We start from the raw sequence: 21,141 nt of genomic DNA, 5'->3' as shown, positions 1-21,141 counted from the left end.
GAGAGCGCCGACGGCCTGGAGAAGGGCCTCCTCGCCCGCTACACCTCCCGGCCGGTGCCGACCGTCGAACTGTTCACCGACACCCTGGCCCTCGCCGACCAGCTGATCGACCGGCTCGGCTGGCGCCACTGGTATCCGGCCGGTTCGGTACGGTCCGCACGACGCGCCCGGCGGAATCTGCCTGGCCTACGGCGACTCGCTGGAAGGGCCGTTCACCGAGTACACCGCCAACCCGATCGTCTCCAACAACTGGCAGCCGCACTACAAGGTCAGCCGTGTCGCCTCGCCGCACGTCGTCTGGCGAGCGGACCTCAAGGAGCTGTGGCTCTACTTCCACGGCGAGAACGGCACGACCCGCCTCGCCCGTTCCAAGGACGGCATCACCTTCACGTACGACAAGGTGGTGCTCACCACCGCGATGCTGCCCGCCGGCAGCACCGAGACCTCGTACGCCCGTGTCTTCGCGCACGAACTGCCCTCGCGCGGCGCGCACCACGTGATGCTCTTCATGCTCGACAACCAGTCCAACCACCGCGACATCGCCTGGGGTTGGTCGGCGGACGGCCGCAACTGGACCTTCGACCAGACGCCACTGGTCCGCCACTCCGACGTCGGCGCGAACAACATCGGCGGCCCGCACCTGCTGAGCCGCGACGGCAGCACGTATGTCGTCTACAACACCGACAAGGAGCACGGCGGCAATCTGCTGATCACCGAGGTCGGCAACGACTTCAGCCGCCGCGTCCACCTCGGCCTCTTCCACGACTCGGCCAACAGCGCGCCGGACAACGGGCGCAGCGCCTCCCCGAGCTTCGGGACCGACAAGGGGGTGCCGTACATGATCTACGAGGCGGGCGAACGGCTCCAGGGCTCGATCGCGGTGGCACGCGGCTGACCCACCGGCGCCGGGCGGGGCCGCGTCCCGCGCACCCCGTCCGGCGATCGAGGACAAGCCATCGCGTGGTGACTCCGCACGAGGCTGTCGGCGGCTGTCGTACCGTCCGGGTAGACCCTGCCGACCCGCTTGAACCAGGAGCCGCTTTGACCAGCTACCGTCAGCCCGGCGTCACCCTCACCGACCACCGCTTCTCGGTCCCGCTCGACCACGCGAACCAGTCGGGTGAGCGGATCGAGCTGTACGGCCGCGAGGCGGTGGCCACCGCCAAGGCCGACGCCGACCTGCCGTGGCTCGTCTATCTGGAAGGCGGCCCCGGCTTCGGCGCCCGCCGTTTCATCGGCCGGCAGGCATGGCTCGGCCGGGCGCTGGAGGACTTCCGGGTGCTCCACCTCGACCAGCGCGGCACCGGCCTCTCCACGCCCGCCAACCGCCAGACGCTCCCGGCGCGCGGTGACGCCCGCCAACAGGCCGACCACCTCGCCCACTTCAGGTCCGACAACATCGTGCGCGACTGCGAGGCCATCCGGCCCCAGCTGACCGGCGGCGCCCCGTGGACCGTCCTCGGCCAGAGCTTCGGCGGCTTCTGCGCCGTCCGCTACCTCTCCGCCGCGCCCGAGGGCCTGCGCGCCGTACTGATCACCGGCGGCCTGCCCACGCTCGACGGCGGGCCCGACGACGTCTACCGCGCCGCCTACCCGCGTATCGCACGCAAGGTCGCCGCGCACTACGCCCGCTATCCGCAGGACATCGAACAAGCCCGCCGGATCGTCGGACACCTCGCCGAGCACCACCCCGTCCTGCCGAACGGCTACACCCTGACGCCCGAGGCGTTCCAGTCCCTCGGCATCCTGCTCGGCGGCGGCGACGGCACCCACGTACTGCACCACCTGCTGGAGAACGCCTTCGTACGCGCTCCTGGCGGCCACGAACTGTCGGACACCTTCCAGGAGAACGTCGCCGCCCAGCTCTCCTTCGCCGGACACCCGCTCTACGCGCTCGTCCACGAGGCGATCTATGCCCAGGACGACCGCCCCACCGCCTGGTCGGCCGAGCGGGTACGCGCGGAGTTCCCCCGGTTCGACGCGGCGCGGACCCTGGCCGGGGACACCCCGCTGCTCTTCACCGGGGAGACCATCCACCCCTGGCACTTCACCGCCGACCCCGCCCTGCGCCCGCTGCGCGAGACCGCGGAGCTGCTGGCCGCGCGCCGGGACTGGCCCGCGCTGTACGACCCCGACCGGCTGGCCGCCAACGAGGTCCCGGTCGCCGCCGCCGTCTACCACGACGACATGTACGTCGACACCGCCCACGCGCTCGAGACGGCGCGCTCCATCCGGGGGCTGCGCACCTGGGTCACCGACGAGTACGAGCACGACGGACTGCGCTCCTCGGGACCACGTGTGCTCGACCGGCTGCTCGCGCTGGCGCGCGGCGAGATCTGACGAGCACCGCGAGCGCGCACAGCCCTTAACCTGCGGACATGACTGAACCGGAACCGACGCAGCAGCTCGCACCCCTGCCCGCCGACTGGCAGCGCGCCCTCGCCGTGGTCGCGCACCCCGACGACCTGGAGTACGGCTGCTCCGCCGCCGTCGCCGCCTGGACCGACGAGGGCCGTGAGGTCACGTATGTGCTCGCCAGCCGGGGCGAGGCCGGTATCGACACGATCGACCCCGCCACCGCCGCCCCGCTGCGCGAGCGGGAGCAGCGGGCGAGCGCGGCGGTCGTCGGCGTGTCCGAGGTGGTCTTCCTGGACCACAAGGACGGTGTGATCGAGGAAGGGCTCGCGCTGCGCCGCGACATCGCGGCGGCGATCCGCCGCTACCGCCCCGAACTCGTCATCACCCTCAACCACCGGGACACCTGGGGCGGCACCGCCTGGAACACCCCGGACCACCGAGCCGTCGGCCGCGCCACGCTCGACGCCGCCGGTGATGCGGGGAACCGGTGGATCTTCCCCGAACTGGCCGAGCGGGGGCTCCGGCCGTGGGACGGGGTGCGCTGGGTGGCCGTCGCGGGGTCCGCCACCCCGACGCACGCCGTCGACGCGACGGCCGGGCTGGAACGCTCCGTGCAGTCGCTGCTCGAACACCGCAGCTACATCGAGGTACTGACGGACGAGGACCCCGAGGCGTACTGCCGTACGTTCCTGACGGCCAACGCGCACGAGACGGCCGCGCGCTTCGGCGGCCGGCCCGCGGTGGCCTTCGAGGTCTTCGGCCGCTGAACCGGCATTCGAACCGGCAGCCGGTGGCCGAGTTATCCTTTTATGTGGTTTTGGTAGTTTCGTAGCGAGATGAACACGTTGTTCCCGTGATGTGGTGGCTGAACGGAGAGCCGGGCTCGGCAGAGTAAGGACTGGTGACATGGACCAGGGGCATTCACCCATCCAGCGATACCCCTGGCTGCCCCCGGTGCTGCTCGCCGTGTCCGTCGTTCTCGAACTGCTGACGCCGTCGGTCGTCAGCGGCTCCGCGCTCGTCGCGGTCGCCGGCATGGCGGCGGCCATCACGGGCACGTTCCGCTACACCCTGTTGATCGTGGCAGTCGGCGTCGCGATCACCGTCGTCGCCTCGCTGCAGAGCCACTACGGGTACGTCGCCGAGATCGTGCAGCTCTTCGAGGTGCTGCTCGCCGGTGCTCTCGCGCTGGCCGTACGGCGCATGCTCGACAGCCAGAGCGAGAAGTTCTCGGTGGTCAGATCCACCGCCGAGAAGCTTCAGCGGGCCGTGCTGCCACCACCGCCCAAGATCGTCGGGCCGATGGCCGTCGCCTGCCGCTACGAGGCGGCGCACGCAGAGGCCCGGATCGGGGGCGACCTCTACGCCGTGCAGGAGACGCCATTCGGGCTCCGGCTGCTCATCGCCGACGTGCGCGGCAAGGGTCTCGGCGCGGTGTCCGCCGTGTCCATCATCGTCGGCGCGTTCCGTGAACGAGCCGAGTCAGAGCACGAGCTGGCGGGGCTCGCCGAACGGCTCGACCGCGCCGTCGCCCGGTCCGTGGAGCAGTTCGCCGACCCGTTCGCCATTGAGGCGGCCGAGGCGTTCGCCACCGCGCTCCTGGTCGAGATCGACCGGAGCGGGACCACTTTGCGGGTGCTGAGCTGCGGCCACCCCGCGCCCTATCTCGTACGGGACGGCGAGCTGTGCCAGCTGGACACCGGCGAGGCGACGCCGCCGCTGGGGATGCGGGACCTCGCGCCCGGTGTCGGCGGGGCCCACACGTACGCCTTCCCCGCCGGCGCCACCCTGCTCTGCGTCACGGACGGAGTGACGGAGGCACGGAACGCCGCGGGTACCTTCTACGACCCCCTCCTGGGGCTGCGGCCTGCTCCGGGCGGGAATCCGGAGCGGCTGATCGACGACCTGTTCGCGTCGATCGGCCGGTGGACGAAGGGTGGGCGCGACGACGACATGGCGGTGGTCGCCGTCGCCCGCGACGGGGTCGGGACCGGCGTCGGCGACGGGGCGTGACGGCGGCTTCGGGCCTGTTCCCAGAAGGCAAGCGACCGCTTAGTATGCGACCGAGCGTGTACCGACCCCCAGCTGTGGAGGCCCCCGAATGCAGGCATGGCGAGTGCACCGCAACGGCGAGCCGCGCGAGGTGATGCGGCTGGACGAGGTGGACCGGCCGGCACCGGGCGACGGGCAACTCCTGCTGAGGGTCCTCGCCGCGGACATCAACTTCCCCGACGCCCTGCTCTGCCGGGGCCAGTACCAGATCCGCCCGCCGCTGCCCTTCACGCCCGGCGTCGAGGTCTGCGGCGAGACGCCGGACGGGCGGCGCGTCATCGCGACCCCGGCGCTGCCCGACGGCGGGCTCGCCGAGTACGTCGTCGCCGACGAGAGCGCGGTGCTCCCCGCGCCCGACGCCCTCGACGACGCCGAGGCGGCGGCCCTGCACATCGGCTACCAGACGGGCTGGTTCGCACTGCACCGCAGGGCGCGCCTCCAGGCGGGCGAGACGCTGCTCGTGCACGCCGCCGCCGGGGGCGTCGGCAGCGCGGCCGTCCAGCTCGGCAAGGCGGCGGGCGCCACCGTCATCGGCGTGGCCGGCGGCCCGGACAAGGCGCGGGTGGCACGGGAGTTGGGCTGTGACCACGTCGTCGACCGGCGCACCGACGACATCGTGGCCGCTGTGAAGGAGCTGACCGGCGGGCGCGGCGCGGACGTCGTCTACGACCCGGTCGGCGGCGACGCGTACACCAAGTCCGCCAAGTGCGTCGCCTTCGAGGGCCGCATCCTCGTCATCGGCTTCGCGAGCGGCACCATCCCGGCCCCCGCCCTCAACCACGCGCTCGTGAAGAACTACTCGATCGTCGGTCTGCACTGGGGCCTGTACAAGCAGCAGGACCCCGCCGCGATCCTGCGCTGCCACGAGGAGTTGACGGAACTCGCCGCCAAGGGCGTCGTCAAGCCGCTCATCAGCGAACGGGTGCCGATGGCGGACGCCGCGTCGGCCGTCCAGCGCGTGGCCGACGGCACCACCACCGGCCGGCTGGTCGTGCTCCCCGCCCGGACACCGGGGGCGAGCGCCCGGTGACAGCCGTCGACGCTGCCGAACTGCGCCGCCGTACCGAGGACTTGCTCGCCGCACACCCGCCGGCCGGCACGGCGCCGACCGACTTCCTGAAGGCCCGCTTCGACGCCGGACTCGCCTGGGTGCACTTCCCGGCCGGTCTCGGCGGACTCGGCGCCCCGCGCTCCCTCCAGTCGGTCGTCGACGCCGAACTGGCCGCCGCCGGCGCCCCCGACAACGACCCGCGCCGGATCGGCATCGGCCTCGGTATGGCCGCGCCCACCATCCTCGGGTACGGCACCGACGAACAGAAGCGCCGCTTCCTGCGGCCCCTGTGGGTCGGCGAGGAGGTCTGGTGCCAGCTCTTCAGCGAACCCGGGCGCCGGATCCGACCTCGCCGCGCTCGCGACCCGCGCGGTACGGGACAGCGGCGGCGAAAGTGGTGGTGACCGGGGTGGTGACAGCGGCGGCGAAAGTGGTGGCGACAGCGGTGGCGAAAGTGGTGGCGACTGGATCGTCAACGGGCAGAAGGTGTGGACCTCCAGCGCCCATCTCGCGCGCTGGGCCATCCTCATCGCCCGCACCGACCCCACCCTGCCCAAGCACCAGGGCATCAGCTATTTCATCTGCGACATGACCGACCCCGGCGTCGACGTCCGGCCGCTGCGGCAGATAACGGGCGAGGCCGAGTTCAACGAGGTCTTCCTCACCGACGTGCGGATCCCCGACACCCACCGGCTCGGCCCGGTCGGCGACGGCTGGAAGGTCGCCCGGACCACGCTCATGAACGAGCGCGTCTCGATCGGCGGCGCCCGGCTCCCGCGCGAGGGCGGCATGATCGGCCGGGTCTCCCGGACCTGGCGCGAACGGCCCGAACTGCGTACCCACGATCTGCACCAGCGTCTCCTCGCGCTCTGGGTGGACGCCGAAGTGGCGCGGCTGACCGGCGAACGCCTGCGCCAGCAGCTCGCCGTGGGCCGGCCGGGACCCGAGGGCTCGGGCCTGAAGCTGTCGTTCGCCCGGCTCAACCAGGAGATCAGCGGTCTCGAAGTCGAACTGCTCGCAGACGAGGGCCTGTTGTACGACGACTGGACGATGCGGCGCCCCGAACTCGTCGACTACACCGGCCGCGAGGCCGGCTACCGCTATCTGCGCTCGAAGGGCAACTCCGTCGAGGGCGGTACGAGCGAGGTACTGCTCAACATCGTCGCCGAACGGGTCCTCGGGCTGCCCGCCGAGCCGCGCGACGACAAGGACATCGCGTGGAAGGACCTTGCCCGATGAGCGGCCCGGACGATGCGCCCGACCTGCTGTACTCCGAGGCGGAGGACGACCTGCGCGCCGCCGTACGGTCCCTGCTCACCGACCGCGCCGACGTCCCCGCCGCGCTCGCCCGCGCCGAGTCGGGCGCGCCGTACGACACCGCGCTCTGGGCGTCGCTCGCCACCGGGATCGGCGCGGCCGGGCTGCTGGTCCCTCAAGCGCTCGGCGGCCAGGGCGCGAGCCACCGCGAGGCGGCGGTGGTGCTGGAGGAGCTGGGCCGGGCGGTCACGCCCGCGCCGTATCTGACCAGTTCGGTGATCGCGACGCGGACGCTGCTGGCCCTGGGCGAGGCCGTCCCCGGCGTCCCCGGCGTCCCCGCCGTCCCCGCCGTCCCCGCCGTCGCGGAGCTGATCCGCGCGCTGGCCGAAGGCCGTACGGTCGCCGTGCTCGCCGTGCCGTTCTCCACCGGCCCCGACACCCCGCTCCCCGACGCCGTACCGGACGGCGGGATCAGGGCCGTGGCCGAGGCCGCCATCGCCGACGTCCTGCTCGTCCCGGCCGCCGACGGGCTGTACGCGGTCGACCCGGCGGCGCCCGGTGTCACCGTCCGGGCGCGGACCCCGCTCGATCTGACGCGCCCGCTCTCCACCGTCACGGTGGACGCCGGCGCCCTCGCCGCCGGGACCCGGCTCGCCGGCGGCACGGCTCGGGCCGCCGTACGGAGCGGACTGCTCACCGGCGCGGGACTGCTCGCCTCCGAGCAACTCGGGCTCGCCGAAGGGTGCTTGGAGGAGACGGTGCGACACACCCGCGAACGGCACCAGTTCAACCGGCCCATCGGCTCGTTCCAGGCGCTGAAGCACCGGATGGCGCACCTGTGGCTGGAAGTCGTCTCGGCACGCGCCGCGGCCCGCAACGCCGCCGACGCGCTCGCCACCGGCAGCCCGGACGCGCCGATGGCCGTGGCGGTCGCCCAGGCCTACTGCGGCCGGGTCGCCGTGCACGCGGCCGAGGAGTGTGTGCAGCTTCACGGCGGTATCGGCATGACGTGGGAGCACCCCGCGCATCTGTCTCTCAAGCGGGCCAAGTCCGTTGAGATCGCGCTGGGTTCGACGGGATCGCACCGCGAGAAGGTCGCGGCCCTGACCGCTCTGCCCGCGCCCGGCGCCCCGGCGCGGTAGTTCCGGCCGCAGGTCGGCCGACTCGCCACCTGGACAAGCACCCCTTTACGTACTGTTTAATTGCGAGTCGTTCGCAATAACGTTTGATCTTCAGTAGGGGTGTGGAATCCATGACCGCCCGTTCGATACGTGGCACGGCCGCGGCGACGCTGGCCGGTTCGCTGGCCTTCACCGCCGTGGCCTGCTCGAACCCGGACAGCGGCTCCGGCGACGGCGGTGGGGACCAGGAGTCCGCCGTCGTCGGGATCGCCTACGAGCCGGACAGCCTCAGCCCGCTGCTCGGCTACGGCAAGGACGGCAACTCCAAGCTCTTCGACGGACTTCTGACGCTCGACGGCGACATGAATCTGAAGCCCGCGCTCGCCTCCGCGCTGCCCGAGGTCGGCGCGGACGGCACGACCTACACGTACCGGCTGCGCGACGACGTGAAGTTCAGCGACGGCAAGCCCTTCAGCGCGGCGGACGTCGTCTTCACCTACCGCACCATCCTGGACGCGAAGACGAACAACCCGTCCAAGACCGAGCTGGCGGCCATCAAGGACGTCACGGCCAAGGGCGAGAACACCGTCGTCTTCACCCTCAAGTACCCTTACGCGCCCTTCGCCCAGCGCACCGTGCTCCCCATCGCGCCGGAGCACCTGGCGGGCAAGCAGGACGTCAACTCGGGCCCCTTCACCAGCAAGCCCGTCGGCACGGGGCCATATCTCCTCACCAACTGGTCCAAGGGCGAGAAGATCAGCTTCAAGGCCAATCCGGACTACTGGGGCGGCGAGGCCAAGGTGAAGAAGTTCACCATGGCGATCATCAAGGACGACGACGTGCGCGCCACCCGGCTGCGCGCCGGGGACCTCGACGGCGCGATCCTGCCGCCCAACCTCGCCAAGGGCTTCAAGAACGACAAGGGCAGGCAGACGTACGCCGCCACCACGTACGACTACCGCACCGTCACGCTGCCGACCCACAACAAGGTCGCGGGCGACACCGCCGTACGCCGCGCGCTCGACGTCGCCGTCGACCGCGAGACCATGGTCGACAAGATCCTCGACGGCTCGGGCAGGGCCGCCTACGGACCGGTGCCCACCGACAGCGAGTGGTTCACCAAGGGCACCGAGCGCCCGCACGACCTCGCGGCGGCGAAGCGGATCCTCGACGAGGCGGGCTGGAAGGCCGGCCCGGACGGCGTCCGTACGAAGGACGGCGTACGCGCGACCTTCCCGCTCTGGTACCTGACCGGTGACAAGCTCCGCCAGGACCACGCCCTCGCCTACGCCTCCGACGCCAAGAAGGCCGGCATCGACATCAAGACCCAGGCCGGCACCTGGGAGGTCATCGAGCCGCGGATGAAGGTGGACGCCGTCCTGGCCGGTGGCGGAGCCCCCGGCGACCCGGACTTCGACCAGTTCGGCCTCCTCAACTCCGGCCTCGCAGGCGACGGCTTCAACAACATGGCCTGGTACGACAATCCGGCCGTCGACAAGGCCCTCGACGCGGGCCGCGAGAGCGGTGACAAACCGGCCCGCAAGGCCGCGTACGACACCGTCCAGCGTGAGCTGGCGAAGGACCCCGGCTACACCTTCCTCACCCACATCGACCATGTGTACGTCGTGAACGACACCTGGGGCACCCTCACCACCCAGGTCGAACCGCACGACCACGGCCTCGCGTCCGGCCCGTGGTGGAACGTCGAGCAGTGGGCCCGCACGCCGTGACCCGACGCCTCCCGTGGGGGGCGATGGCCCGCATGACGGGGCGGCGGCTGCTGTTCGCCGCCCCCGTCCTGTTGGTCGTCACCTTCGGCGTCTTCGCCGTCGCCGCCGCCTCACCGTTCGACCCCGTCAAGGCGTACGCCGGCACCGCCGGTCTCACCGCCTCGCAGGAAACCCTCGACCAGCTGCGCGCCAACCTCGGCGTCGACCAGCCCCTCGTCTCGCGCTGGTGGGGGTGGCTGACATCGGCCGTCACCGGCGATCTCGGCGACTCCAGCGTCATGCGCAGACCCGTCGCCGACGTGATCACCGAACGCCTCGGCTGGTCCGTACTCCTGGCCACCACCGCCTTCGTCCTCGCGATCCTGCTCGGCACCGCGCTCGGGGTGGCCGCCGCCCGGCGCCCCGGCGGCCCGCTCGACCGCTGCGTCAGTTCGGCCGCGTACACCCTGGAGGCAGCGCCCGCGTTCTGGCTCGGACTGCTCGCCATCTGGTTCTTCGCCCTGCGGCTCGGTGTGCTGCCGGCCGGCGGGCTCACGGACTCGGGGAGCGACACCGTCACCTTCGGCCAGGTCGCCTCGCACCTGGTGCTGCCCGCGGCCGTGCTCGGTGTCTCACAGATGCCGTGGTTCTACCTCTACGTACGGCAAGGGGTCGCCGACGCACTGGAGGAGGACCCCGTACGCGGGGCGCGCGCCCGCGGGCTGAGCGAGCGCACCGTCCTGATCGGGCACGCCTGGCGCTCCGGGATGCTGCCGATGCTCACGCTCATCGGCTCGCGCGTCCCCGAACTCATCACCGGCGCGCTCCTGATCGAGACGGTCTTCAGCTGGCCGGGGATCGCGGCGGCCACCGTCGAGGCGGCCACCTCCGTGGACTTCCCGCTGCTCGCGGCGCTCACCGTGTTCGCCACGGCGGCCGTACTCATCGGCAACCTGCTCTCCGACCTGCTGTACGGACTCGCCGACCCGAGGGTGGGCTTCGATGGCTGACACCACCCACTCCCCGTCCGGCACGGTGTGGCGCTCGCGCGGGCGCAGCCGCCGCTCGACACGATCGGTCCGTGCCGTCACCTCGGCCGTCATCGTCGCCGCCGTGGCGTTGGCCGTCCTGGTCGTCCCGCCGGTCGTCCAGCTCGACGAGCAGGCCGTCGACCTCGCGCTGAAACTCCAACCGCCGTCCCTCGCCCACCCGTTCGGCACCGACGACGTCGGCCGTGATCTGCTCCTGCGCTGTGTGTACGGCCTCCGCGTCTCGCTCCTCGTCGGACTGGTCGCCGCCCTCGTGGCCACCGTCATCGGCACGGCGGTGGGCGCCGCCGCGGCGGCTTTCGGCGGCTGGACCGACCGCGTCGTGATGCGTCTCGTGGACACCTTCTCGTCGGTGCCGCACCTGCTGCTCGGCATCTTCATCGTCGCGATGTTCCGGCCCGGAGTCTGGCCGGTGGTTGTGTCCGTGGCCCTGACGCACTGGGTCTCCACCGCCCGGATCGTCCGCTCCGAAGTCCTGTCGCTGCGCTCGCGGCCGTACGTGGACGCGGCGGTCTCCGGCGGCTCCTCACGGTGGCGGATCACGGTGCGCCATCTGCTGCCGGGGGTCCTGCCGCAGGCGGGGCTCGCCGCCGTACTGATGGTGCCGCACGCCATGTGGCACGAGTCGGCGCTCTCCTTCCTCGGCCTCGGGCTGCCCAGCCACCAGGCGAGCCTCGGCAATCTGGTGCAGACGGCGCGCGGTTCGCTGCTCGCGGGCGACTGGTGGCCGACGCTCTTCCCCGGTCTGTTCCTGATCGTCCCGACCCTCGCCATCGCCGGGCTCGCCGGGGTGTGGCGGGAACGGATCAACCCGCGCCGCCGATCGGAGCTGATGCTTTGACCACGTCCGAGCCCCAGCCCCAGCCTCGTACTCCCGCTTCGGCGGAGTACGAGGCCGCACCATCGCCCGTGCAGTCGCCCGTGCTGTCGGTGCGCGGCCTCGGGGTCCGCTTCCGGATGCGCGGCGGCCGGCACATCGCCGCCGTCACCGACGCCACCTTCGATCTCGCCGTGGGGGAGTGCCTGGCGCTCGTCGGTGAGAGCGGCTGCGGCAAGTCGGTCCTCGCGTCGGCACTGCTCGGCCTGCTGCCGGGCAACGCGCAGACCACCGGCTCCGCCCTGCTGGGCGGCGCCGACCCCGTGGACCTGCTCGCCGCCGACGAACGGACCCTGGCCCGTACGGTACGCGGGCGGCGGATCGGCCTCGTACCGCAGAGCCCGGCGGCACACCTCACCCCCGTACGCACCGTGCGGTCCCAACTGGTCGAGGCGCTGCGTGAGTTGACGGGTACCCGGGGCGCGGCGTCCGCCAAGGGCGCCGAAGCCGCCGCCGAACGGGCGGCCTTCCCAGCCGACCACCTCGACCGCTACCCGCACGAGCTCTCCGGCGGCCTCGCGCAGCGCGCCGCGACCGCCCTCGCGCTCGTCGGCGACGCCCCACTGCTGCTGGCCGACGAACCGACCACCGGACTCGACCGCGAGCTGGTGGACCGTACGGCCGACGAACTGCGCCGCCACACCGACGACGGCCGCGCCCTGCTGATGATCACCCACGACCTGGCGGCGGCCGAGCGGATCGCCGACCGCGTCGCCGTCATGTACGCGGGCCGGATCGTCGAACTCAGCGACGCGGCGACCTTCTTCGGCCCCCGGGGTCCGCGCCACCCCTACGCACGCGGACTGCTCGACGCCCTGCCCGAGCGGGAGTTCACCGCCATCCCCGGAATGCCGCCCGAGCTGGGCGACCTCCCCGACGGCTGCGCCTTCGCCGCCCGCTGCACCCGGGCCACCGACATCTGCGCCACCCTGCCCGCCCTGACACCCGGACAGGGGCCGTCCGTCGCCTGCCACCACGCCGAGGAGCGCGTCGATGCTTGAACTCCTCAAGATCACCGCCGGATACGAGCGCGGCGCCCCCGTCGTCAGGGGCGCGTCGGTCACCGTCGCCCCCGGTGAGTCGGTGGGGCTCCTCGGGCCGAGCGGCTGCGGCAAGTCGACCCTCGCCCGGGTCGCCGCCCTGCTCCACCGGCCCGACGCGGGCACCGTCACCCTCGACGGCGAACGCGCCACCGGCTGGCGCCACCGCGCGCCGAAGGCGCAACGCACCGCGATCGGGGTGGTCTTCCAGCAGCCCCGGCTGTCGGCCGACCCCCGGCTGCGGCTGCGCGACCTGATCGCCGAGCCGCTGCGCGCCAACGGCCGCCGGGACGAAGTGACCGACCGGGTCGCGGAGTTGGCACGGACGGTCGGGCTCACCGACGACCTGCTCGGCCGCCGGCCGCACGAGGTCAGCGACGGTCAGCTCCAACGCGCCTGCCTGGCCCGCGCGCTGGTGCTGCGCCCGCGCTGGCTGGTCTGCGACGAGATGACCGCGATGCTCGACGCGTCGACCACGGCCGCGCTGGTCACCGTGGTCGAGGAGTACCGGCGCGCCCGGGGTGCCGGACTGCTGGCCGTCGGCCACGACCGGGTGCTGCTGGAGCGCTGGTGCGACCGTACGGTCCGCTGGCCGGAGATCGCCGACGCTGCCTGAATCTGCCTGAATCTCTCTGAATCGCAGTTGTCGGGTGGCCGAACTCTCGGTAGGACCCTGCCCTTTGAGGCCGTTGGCGGCGGATACTCGGCGAGTCGTCCGTCCCACACACCTCGGAGGCACCATGGCTTTCACCACCCGACGCAGAGCGGTGACCACCATCGCCGCCGCGTTCGCCGGAGCGGTCGCCGTACCCTCGTACGCGCAGGCGACCGAGCGCGGCGGCGGCCCCGAGCCGCTGCGCCGCGCCCACGCGCACAACGACTACCTGCACGAGCGGCCCCTGCACGACGCGCTGTCGCACCGTTTCACCAGCGTCGAGGCCGATGTCTTCCTGGTCGACGGCGAGTTGCTGGTGGCCCACGAGCCCGAGACGCTGGACCCCACGCGTACGCTCCGCTCGCTCTACCTCGACCCGCTGCGCGACCGCGTCAGGGCCAACGGCGGGGCGGTGTACCGGGGGCACCGCAGGCCGGTGCAGCTGCTCATCGACATCAAGACCGACGGCGCCGCCGCCTACCTGGAGCTGCACCGCCAACTGCGCGCCTACCGCTCGATGTTGAGCACCTACTCGCACGGAGCAGTACGGTACGGCGCCGTCACCCCGGTCATCTCCGGCGACCGCGCCGCCCGTGTCCCGATGGAGGCGCAGCGGGTGCGCCACGCCTTCTACGACGGCAGGCTCGACGACCTCGGCAGCACGGCCCGCGCCTCGTTCGTGCCGCTCATCAGCAGCAACTGGACAACGAGCTTCACCTGGCGGGGAGTCGGCGCGTTCCCCGCCGCCGAACGCGCCGAACTGCACCGCATCGTCCGCACCGCCCACCGGCGGGGCCAACACGTCAGGTTCTGGGCGACCCCCGACCTGGCCGGGCCCGCCCGCGACGCCGTCTGGGCCGAACTGCTCGACGCGGGCGTCGACCACCTCAACACAGACGATCTCGCCGGCCTGGAACGCTTCCTGGACGCGAACGACCGCTAGTCACTCCCTGCTCAACGCGTAGTCAACCCGTAGTCAACCCGTACGGCCTACACGCCAGTTGCTCGAACAGCCCCTCCGCTCCGCCAGACTGACGGCCGAATGCCGCAATTCCGGCGCGGCGGAGGAGGTTGGCCATGGCCATTTCGATCTCACTGGTCCTGCTACTGGTGGTGCTCACCGTGATCTTCGTGCGCAACGGCGGCTTGAAGCTGGGACACGCGATCGTCTGCGTGCTGCTCGGCTTCTTCCTCGCGGGCACGAGCATGGCGCCCACCATCCAGGAGGGGATCAACTCCACGGCGAACGTGGTGAGCAGCCTGCAACCGTAGGCCGTACGCCTCAGATCAACCGGGAGCGGATCAGGAACCGCACCCCTTCCGGCGCCTCCAGTGAGAAGCCGCTGCCACGCCCCTCCACCACGTCGACGATCAGCCGGGTGTGCCGCCACGCCTCGTACTGGCTCACCGACATCCAGAACGGCACCGGCTCCGTGACGCCCTCGACCTCCAGGGACTGGAGCAGTACGTCCGAGTTCCCCGTACGGAATTCGCCGGCCGGGTAGCACATGGGCGCGCTGCCGTCGCAGCAGCCGCCCGACTGATGGAACATCAGCGGCCCGTGGTCCGCCCGCAGTCGCCGGATCAGATCGGCGGCGGCGGGCGTCACCTCCACGCGTGCGGTCTCCTCTTTGCTCATCCCGCCACTGAACCGCACCCAACGTTGCGTGTAGGTTGCGTGCCCGGCGTGGTCCGCCTGAATTGCCATCAGATATTTCTTGGCCGGATATACCGCGCGGCACGTGCCGAACCGCCGCGAAACGCGACCTCACATTCCCCCGCCCCCGTGCGTCTACCTACTGAACAGGCTGAACAGGGACGTCGTACGAGAAGGAGGCCGGGACCATGGCCGACAACGACCAGCCCGGGGACACGGGCACCGTCGCGGGCGCGGGCAGCCGCCACGCGGTCGTCGAGACTTCGCTCGGGGGGCTGACCGTGGTGGCGTCGGGCGACGCGATCACCGGTCTGTACTTCCCGCACCACTGGTACATGCCGTCCGAGGAGAGCCTGGGCAGGCGCGTCGACGTCCACGAGGACGCCCTCCTCGCCCGGACCGCGACCCAGCTCGGCGAGTATCTCGACGGCGACCGGACCGCGTTCGACCTGCCGACGCGGACGAACGGGGACTCGTTCCAGGAACGGGTCTGGGCGATGCTCCGGGAGATCCCGTTCGGCGAGACCACCACGTACGGCGAACTCGCCGAACGGCTGGGCAACAAGGCACTCGCGCAGTCCGTGGGCCAGGCTGTCGGCCACAACCCGCTCTCCATCATCGTGGCCTGCCACCGGGTGGTCGGCAGCAACGGGAAGCTCACCGGCTTCGCCGGCGGCCTCAAGCGCAAGCAGCGACTCCTGGAGATCGAGGAGCCGGAGACCGTGAAGGAGGCGAGGCTCTTCTGAACGGGGAACCCGCACACCGGAAGAGAGTGATCGTCGGCAGAGAATGATCGTCATGAAGAAGCCTTTCGAGCGGGTGGTCGAGGAGCACGCGGACACCGTCCTCCGCGTGTGCCGGGCGGTCGTCGGCGTCCATGACGCCGAAGACGCCTGGTCGGAGACGTTCCTCGCCGCGCTGCGCGCCTACCCGGACCTGCCGGACGACGCCAACGTGGAGGCGTGGCTGGTGACCATCGCCCACCGCAAGGCCATCGACCTCACCCGCGCCGGACAGCGGCGCGCGGTCCCCGTCGCGGACCTGCCCGAGCGCCCGTCGGCCGTCGGACTGCCGGGCGGGACCGACCACGACCTCTGGCGGGCCGTCAAGGCGCTCCCCGAGAAGCAGCGGCAGGCGGTGGCGTACCACCACGTCGCCGGACTGCCCTACCGGGAGGTCGCCGAGATCGTCGGCGGCACTCCGGAGGCGGCGCGGCGCGCCGCGTCGGACGGCATCAAGGCACTGAGAACCGCCCTCTCCTCCGCCCCCTCCGACCGAAGCCGAAAGGAGCGACACCGTGAAGGACACCACCGGTGACCCGGACCTCTCCGCCCTCCTCACCCGCACCGCCGCGGACTCCCAGACCCTCGCCCGGCTGCACACCAGGCTGGAGGACGCGGCGAGCCGCGACGGCCTGCTGGATGTCGCGTACACCGTCGTCGACAGCCCCGTCGGCCCCCTCCTGCTCGCCGCCACCGAGAAGGGCCTGGTCCGGGTGGCCTTCCACAACCAGGACCACGACCAGGTCCTCGACAGCCTCGCCACCACACTCAGCCCCCGGGTGCTGCGCTCCCCGAGGCGCCTGGACGACGCGGCCCGCGAACTCGACCAGTACTTCGGCGGCGCGCGCAGGACGTTCGACCTGCCCCTCGACATGTCGCTCTCGCACGGATTCCGGCAGTTGGTGCAGCGTCACCTCCCGGAGATCGCCTACGGCCGCACGCTGACCTACGCCGAGGTCGCCCGGCTCGTCGGCAATCCGAAGGCGGTGCGCGCGGTCGGCACGGCCTGCGCGACCAACCCGCTCCCCGTCGTCGTCCCCTGCCACCGTGTGCTGCGCAGCGACGGAACGCTCGGCGGATACGCGGGCGGTGCCGCCGCCAAGTCCGTACTCCTGGATCTGGAGGCCGCGGCCTGACACGCCGCACACGAGCCGTGCGGCCGGTGCGGCGCGTGCGGCCCGTGCGGCGTGTCAGGCCGGTTGGCCGCTTCCGGCCGAATGGCGTCTTTCGGACTGACGTATCCCTCCCCGCCCCTCCACAATGGCAGGCACATGACACGCCATCACATGCCATCGCATGGGGAAACGGGGAGGGAACATGAGTCAGCACCGCACCGAGAGACCGTTCCGAAGAGCGTTCCGCACCGCCGCGTCGGCCGTAGCCGCACTGACCCTCCTGCTCGGCTGGTTCGCCGCCACGGGATCGACGGCATACGCGCAGCAGACCGGCGCCACCGCCAAAACAGCCCCTACCGCCCCAACAGCCGTGACCGGCAAGGCCGTCGAGGTGCGTGGCGGCGACGTCCTCTACAGCAGCGGCGGCACTCGCTGCACCGTCGGCTTCAACGCCCGTGGCGGCAGCACCACTTACGGACTCATGACGGGCCGCTGCGGCCAGAGCGGCACCAGTTGGTACGCGGACGCCGCCCTGACCGTCTTCGTCGGCACCACCGCGGGCGTGAGCTTCCCGGGCAACGACTACGCGCTCATCCGCTACACCACCGGCACGGCGGTGACCTTCCCCGGCGAGGTCACGCTCGGCCCCGGCGGCGGTGCGCGGGACATCACCGGCGCCGCGAACCCGACGGTCGGCCAGGCCCTCTGCCACGTCGGCCGGGTGACCGGCTACCGCTGCGGCACGGTCACGGGTGTGAACATCTCGGTGAACTACCCCGAGGGCGTCGTGAGCGGCTTGTTCAGCTCGAACATCTGCGCCGAGCCCGGCGACGTGGGCGGTCCCGCGTTCTCCGGAGGCATCGCACTGGGCGTCATCGCCGCCGCCACCGGAAGCTGCTCCTCGGGCGGTGTCACGTACTACCAGCCCGTCGTGGAGTGGCTGGCGGCGTACGGCCTGTCCCTCTACTAGCCAGAACTACCGGCGGCGGCGCTCGGAGCCCCCGCGAGCGCCGGCCGCTTGTTGTCGAACCGCCAGCCCGGCACCAGATACCGCATGGCCGTCGCGTCGTCGCGGGCCCCCAGCCCCAGACTCCGGTACAGCTCGTGCGCCGCCTCCACCCGATCCATGTCGAGGTCGACACCCAGCCCCGGCCGGTCAGGCACCTCCAGCATGCCGTCCCTGATCTCGAACGGCCGCGCGGTGAGCCGCTGGCCGTCCTGCCAGATCCAGTGCGTGTCGATCGCCGTGATGTCACCGGGAGCGGCGGCGGCGACGTGTGTGAACATCGCCAGCGAGACATCGAAGTGGTTGTTGGAGTGCGACCCCCAGGTCAGCCCCCACGCCTCGCAGAGCTGCGCCACCCGCACCGAGCCGTTCATCGTCCAGAAGTGCGGGTCGGCGAGCGGGATGTCGACCGCGTCGGCGCGTACGGCGTGCCCGAGCTGCCGCCAGTGATGCGACGCCGTGAGGCCGGCGTCAACGACCTGCGGATCGAGGCGTCCGAGCGGCGAATCTTCGGTCCGCGTCCGGAGAGCGAGCACGGGGTCGAGTTCCCGATCCAGTGACGCGTCGGCTGTCGGGTGTCGTCCGCGGCCGTCGTCCGTGGCCGTCGTCCGTGGCCGTCGTCCGTCGACGAACGGCCGCGCTACGCCGCGCGGTTGGCGATCCCCGGGTACGAGAGCACCAGCCCGGCCTCGTCGTAGACCAGCCGGCAGCGGAAGTCGAAGACCGGGGCCGCGTACTCGTAGCACTGCCGCGCCCCCTCGTCGGCGGTGCGCCGGTACTGCTGGTCCAGCCGCTCGACGGAGAGGTCCAGCGCGCGTACGTACGCGGCCGGCGCCGCCGCCGACGCCCCCACGGCGAGCCGGAAACGGTGCACGGGAAGGGCGTTGGTCATCGCCGACGACTCCAGATCGACATCGAGACACCCGTCGAGACGTGGCGCCGCCGCACCGTCCACCCGCCAGCGGCCCGCGCCGTCGGCCTGGAGCACCGTCGAGCGCGTGCCGGCCGCCGACCGCCCGGTGACGACGGCCCGCCGCGTCACCCAGTCCGCGTCAAGGCTGATGTCGTAGTCCACCGTCCAGGTCCGGCCGTCCTCGACGGCCGTGGTGCACCCGACGATGTGCTGCCCGTGCTGTGTCCGCTGACCCGGCGCCACTTCCCCCGAGCGCCGGAAGTAGACGACTTCGAAACCCTGCCGCGCGTGCTCGTGCGCCCATGCCGCGGTCGCCGGAGGCGGTACGAAGGTGTTCATTCCCGTACGGTTTCACGTCCCGTCCGCCCCCGGAGACGGACGCGCCACTCAGGCCGGGCCGCCACGACTGGTCCTGGAACGCGGCCTCCGCGACCGTCGTCACCCCCGGCGCCGGGCGGCCCGCTGACCACGACCAGCGTCGGTTTCGAGTCCAGGCCGGTGTCCAGGCCGGTGTCCAGGCCGGTGTCCAGGCCCGTATCCAGGTCCGTGTTCGTCACGCTTCCAGCGTGAAGGCACATAGGCGTCGGATTGCTGCCAGACAATCCCCACCGGTCGCGCTGGACTTGTCCCTTCGCTCATTCTCCGCGCGCCGCAGGACGAGATCCATGTCGACCAGCACCAATACCAACACCAGCACCGCCACCACCGCCGGCAATGATTCCGACGTGCCGCACGGGCGCTCGCCACTTGTCTCCTGGCTGGCCGTCCTCTCGGTGATGACGGGCATCTTCTCCGTCGTCACCACCGAAATCCTGCCCATCGGCCTGCTCACGTCAATCGGTTCGAGTTTCGGCGTCTCGGACGGAACGGCCGGGCTCATGATGACCGTGCCGGGCGTGCTGGCCGCCGTGTCCGCGCCTCTGGTCACGGTGGCCACGGCGCGCGTCGACCGCCGACTGATGCTCTGCGCGTTCATCCTGCTGCTGGCGCTCGCGAACTTCCTCGCCGCCGTGGCGCCGAGCTACTGGCTGGTTCTGGTGTCCCGGGTCATGGTCGGCGTCGCCATCGGCGGCTTCTGGTCGGTCGGAGTGGGTCTGGCCGGGCGGCTGGTGAGGCGCCGGTCCGTGGGGCGGGCCACAGCGGTGATCTTCGCGGCGGTGCCGCTGGGCTCGGTTCTGGGCGTTCCGCTCGGGACTTTCGTCGGTGAAGTCGCCGGCTGGCGCGCGGCCTTCGCCGGCATGGGCGTATTCACCCTGGGACTGCTCGCTCTGATGCTGCTGGTGATTCCCCCGCTGCCGCCCGTCCGCGTGACGCGGCTGCGTGTGCTGCGGGACACCTTGCGTACGGCCGGCACCCGTGCCGCGCTGGCCATGACCTTTCTCGTCGTGCTCGCCCATTTTGGTACGTACACCTATGTGACCCCGTTCCTGGAACAGGTCACCCGGATCGGGCCCGGCACCGTCACCCTCTTCCTGCTCCTCTACGGCGCGGCCGGGATCGCGGGCAATTTTCTCGGCGGAACGGCGGTGGTACGCCACCCGAGGGCCACCTTCGTGACAGCCGCCGCGCTGATATCCGGCGCGACCCTGCCGCTGCCCGTTCTCGGCCGGTGGGACATCGGCGCGATCGCGCTGCTGACGGTCTGGGGCATCGCGTACGGCGCCGTTCCGGTCTGCTCGCAGACCTGGTTCGCCAACGCCTCCCCGCAGACACCGGAGGCGTCCTCGGTCCTGTTCACCGCGTCGTTCCAGGCGACCATCTCCGTCGGCGCGCTCGTCGGCGGCCTCGCCCTCGACCGTTCCTCGCCGTCCACGGTCATGCTGCTCGGCGGAGGGACGGCGGCGCTCGTCGTACTGCTGGCGGGCGCGTGCCGCGGCAGCGGCGCCCGGCTCCAACAGGCCCACACCACAAAGCAGTTGAAGCCAACCCAGGGGGAGGCCGCGTCATCGGGCGCGCCCCCGTTGACATCATCCGGCCCATGACGTCCGGCACCCCCACCGAGCCCAACCCGCACCAGATCGTGCAGAGGGTCGTCCCGGCCGCACGGATCGTCTACGCGGACAACGACCCGGTCGTCCTCCGGTACGCCGAGGCCCTGCTGGTCAGCGCGGCCGAAGGGGCCACCGACTACCTGGAGACCGACGTACGCGAACCGCGCGGCGTGCTCCAACACGCCTGCGGTTTCCTGGACTTCGAGCGGCCCGTCGCGCTGCCCCTCGTCGCGTCGCTGCACTCCCTCGGGGACGACGACGATCCGTACGGCGTCACCCGGACCCTCGTCGACGCCCTGCCGTCCGGCAGCCTCCTGGTGATCTCGCACGGCACCGCGGACTTCCTGGACCCCGAACAGGCGGAGAAGGTCACCGGTACCTACCGGTCCGGTGGTATCACCCCGCGGCCCCGCGGCCGGGCCGAGGTCGATCGGTTCTCCGCCGGTGCCGGCGAGCGAGGAGAGCGGCTTCCACGTCGGGGTCGCCCGCGTCCGCTGAGTCCCGGCCG

General features: G+C 71.7%; 20 protein-coding genes and 4 pseudogenes. 20 read left to right on the top strand and 4 right to left on the bottom strand.

What is annotated here, in order from left to right:
- Window positions 1-148 precede the first annotated feature (148 nt).
- From OG700_RS01950 to OG700_RS01885, 14 genes and pseudogenes are all read left to right on the top strand, one after another.
- Window positions 149-895, top strand: a pseudogene (locus OG700_RS01950) (hypothetical protein); the annotation flags it as partial.
- Window positions 896-1,041: 146 nt separating this feature from the next.
- Window positions 1,042-2,340, top strand: a complete 1,299-nt coding sequence (locus OG700_RS01945) for an alpha/beta fold hydrolase (protein WP_405621380.1) — start codon at window positions 1,042-1,044, stop codon at window positions 2,338-2,340.
- 38 nt (window positions 2,341-2,378) lie between these two features.
- Window positions 2,379-3,125 carry a PIG-L deacetylase family protein gene (locus OG700_RS01940; RefSeq protein WP_405607866.1) on the top strand — a complete coding sequence of 249 codons (747 nt, stop codon included), beginning with the start codon at window positions 2,379-2,381 and terminating at the stop codon, window positions 3,123-3,125.
- Window positions 3,126-3,264: 139 nt separating this feature from the next.
- Window positions 3,265-4,371, top strand: a complete 1,107-nt coding sequence (locus OG700_RS01935; RefSeq protein ID WP_405607863.1) for a PP2C family protein-serine/threonine phosphatase — start codon at window positions 3,265-3,267, stop codon at window positions 4,369-4,371.
- Between the two features lie 88 nt (window positions 4,372-4,459).
- Window positions 4,460-5,440 (top strand): NADPH:quinone oxidoreductase family protein, encoded by a 981-nt coding sequence (locus OG700_RS01930; RefSeq protein WP_405607860.1) that lies wholly within the window; start codon window positions 4,460-4,462, stop codon window positions 5,438-5,440.
- Window positions 5,437-6,700, top strand: a pseudogene (locus OG700_RS01925) (acyl-CoA dehydrogenase family protein). Before OG700_RS01930 ends, OG700_RS01925 begins: the two are co-directional and overlap by 4 nt.
- Entirely contained in the window at window positions 6,697-7,860 is a 1,164-nt protein-coding gene (locus tag OG700_RS01920; RefSeq protein WP_405607857.1) for an acyl-CoA dehydrogenase family protein, read from the top strand. The pseudogene OG700_RS01925 and the gene OG700_RS01920 overlap by 4 nt, the downstream one beginning before the upstream one ends.
- A 110-nt stretch (window positions 7,861-7,970) precedes the next feature.
- Entirely contained in the window at window positions 7,971-9,569 is a 1,599-nt protein-coding gene (locus OG700_RS01915; RefSeq protein ID WP_405621378.1) for an ABC transporter substrate-binding protein, read from the top strand.
- A 23-nt stretch (window positions 9,570-9,592) separates the two neighbouring features.
- Window positions 9,593-10,558 carry an ABC transporter permease gene (locus tag OG700_RS01910; RefSeq protein WP_405607854.1) on the top strand — a complete coding sequence of 322 codons (966 nt, stop codon included), beginning with the start codon at window positions 9,593-9,595 and terminating at the stop codon, window positions 10,556-10,558.
- The gene (locus tag OG700_RS01905) at window positions 10,551-11,438 is read left to right on the top strand and encodes an ABC transporter permease (RefSeq protein WP_405607851.1); all 888 of its coding nucleotides are present in this window, start codon (window positions 10,551-10,553) and stop codon (window positions 11,436-11,438) included. The genes OG700_RS01910 and OG700_RS01905 overlap by 8 nt, the downstream gene beginning before the upstream one ends.
- Window positions 11,435-12,475 (top strand): ABC transporter ATP-binding protein, encoded by a 1,041-nt coding sequence (locus tag OG700_RS01900; RefSeq protein WP_405607848.1) that lies wholly within the window; start codon window positions 11,435-11,437, stop codon window positions 12,473-12,475. Before OG700_RS01905 ends, OG700_RS01900 begins: the two co-directional genes overlap by 4 nt.
- Window positions 12,468-13,130: an ABC transporter ATP-binding protein gene (locus tag OG700_RS01895; protein ID WP_405607845.1), complete on the top strand. Its 663-nt coding sequence runs from the start codon at window positions 12,468-12,470 to the stop codon at window positions 13,128-13,130. The genes OG700_RS01900 and OG700_RS01895 overlap by 8 nt, the downstream gene beginning before the upstream one ends.
- Window positions 13,131-13,254: 124 nt before the next feature.
- Window positions 13,255-14,112: a phosphatidylinositol-specific phospholipase C/glycerophosphodiester phosphodiesterase family protein gene (locus OG700_RS01890; RefSeq protein ID WP_405607842.1), complete on the top strand. Its 858-nt coding sequence runs from the start codon at window positions 13,255-13,257 to the stop codon at window positions 14,110-14,112.
- A 134-nt stretch (window positions 14,113-14,246) separates the two neighbouring features.
- The gene (locus OG700_RS01885) at window positions 14,247-14,441 is read left to right on the top strand and encodes a hypothetical protein (protein ID WP_405607839.1); all 195 of its coding nucleotides are present in this window, start codon (window positions 14,247-14,249) and stop codon (window positions 14,439-14,441) included.
- A gap of 10 nt (window positions 14,442-14,451) precedes the next feature.
- On the opposite strand, the gene OG700_RS01880 is transcribed toward OG700_RS01885, so the two are convergent.
- Window positions 14,452-14,808, bottom strand: a complete 357-nt coding sequence (locus OG700_RS01880; protein WP_405607836.1) for a DUF779 domain-containing protein — start codon at window positions 14,806-14,808, stop codon at window positions 14,452-14,454.
- A gap of 206 nt (window positions 14,809-15,014) precedes the next feature.
- Here OG700_RS01880 and OG700_RS01875 point away from each other — a divergent pair, with 206 nt between their 5' ends.
- The 4 genes from OG700_RS01875 (at window position 15,015) to OG700_RS01860 (ending at window position 17,693) form a co-directional block, all read left to right on the top strand.
- Window positions 15,015-15,572, top strand: a complete 558-nt coding sequence (locus OG700_RS01875; RefSeq protein WP_405607833.1) for a methylated-DNA--[protein]-cysteine S-methyltransferase — start codon at window positions 15,015-15,017, stop codon at window positions 15,570-15,572.
- Window positions 15,573-15,624: 52 nt separating this feature from the next.
- Window positions 15,625-16,143 (top strand): RNA polymerase sigma factor, encoded by a 519-nt coding sequence (locus OG700_RS01870; protein WP_405607830.1) that lies wholly within the window; start codon window positions 15,625-15,627, stop codon window positions 16,141-16,143.
- Complete coding sequence (locus tag OG700_RS01865; protein ID WP_405607827.1) at window positions 16,124-16,744, top strand: methylated-DNA--[protein]-cysteine S-methyltransferase; 621 nt, start codon at window positions 16,124-16,126, stop codon at window positions 16,742-16,744. Before OG700_RS01870 ends, OG700_RS01865 begins: the two co-directional genes overlap by 20 nt.
- 181 nt (window positions 16,745-16,925) lie before the next feature.
- Entirely contained in the window at window positions 16,926-17,693 is a 768-nt protein-coding gene (locus OG700_RS01860) for a S1 family peptidase (protein WP_405607824.1), read from the top strand.
- Here OG700_RS01860 and OG700_RS01855 read toward each other — a convergent pair.
- The 3 genes and pseudogenes from OG700_RS01855 to OG700_RS01845 all read right to left on the bottom strand — a co-directional run.
- Window positions 17,690-18,175: pseudogene (locus OG700_RS01855) on the bottom strand (enolase C-terminal domain-like protein); the annotation flags it as partial. The gene OG700_RS01860 and the pseudogene OG700_RS01855 sit on opposite strands and share 4 nt — an antisense overlap.
- A gap of 194 nt (window positions 18,176-18,369) precedes the next feature.
- Window positions 18,370-18,981: a putative glycolipid-binding domain-containing protein gene (locus tag OG700_RS01850; RefSeq protein ID WP_405607821.1), complete on the bottom strand. Its 612-nt coding sequence runs from the start codon at window positions 18,979-18,981 to the stop codon at window positions 18,370-18,372.
- Window positions 18,978-19,199, bottom strand: a complete 222-nt coding sequence (locus OG700_RS01845; RefSeq protein WP_405607818.1) for a hypothetical protein — start codon at window positions 19,197-19,199, stop codon at window positions 18,978-18,980. The genes OG700_RS01850 and OG700_RS01845 overlap by 4 nt, the downstream gene beginning before the upstream one ends.
- 108 nt (window positions 19,200-19,307) lie before the next feature.
- Between OG700_RS01845 and OG700_RS01840 the strand changes: the two genes are divergently transcribed.
- Complete coding sequence (locus tag OG700_RS01840; protein ID WP_405607816.1) at window positions 19,308-20,624, top strand: MFS transporter; 1,317 nt, start codon at window positions 19,308-19,310, stop codon at window positions 20,622-20,624.
- Window positions 20,603-21,131 (top strand): annotated as a pseudogene (locus tag OG700_RS01835) (SAM-dependent methyltransferase); the annotation flags it as partial. The gene OG700_RS01840 and the pseudogene OG700_RS01835, both read left to right, overlap by 22 nt.
- Window positions 21,132-21,141 lie beyond the last annotated feature (10 nt).

Source organism: Streptomyces sp. NBC_01508, assembly GCF_045040315.1.
In the GTDB taxonomy this organism is placed as follows: Bacteria; Actinomycetota; Actinomycetes; order Streptomycetales; family Streptomycetaceae; genus Streptomyces.
Note: the sequence above shows the minus strand (reverse complement) of the source record. Positions and strands in the feature narration are given on the sequence as shown.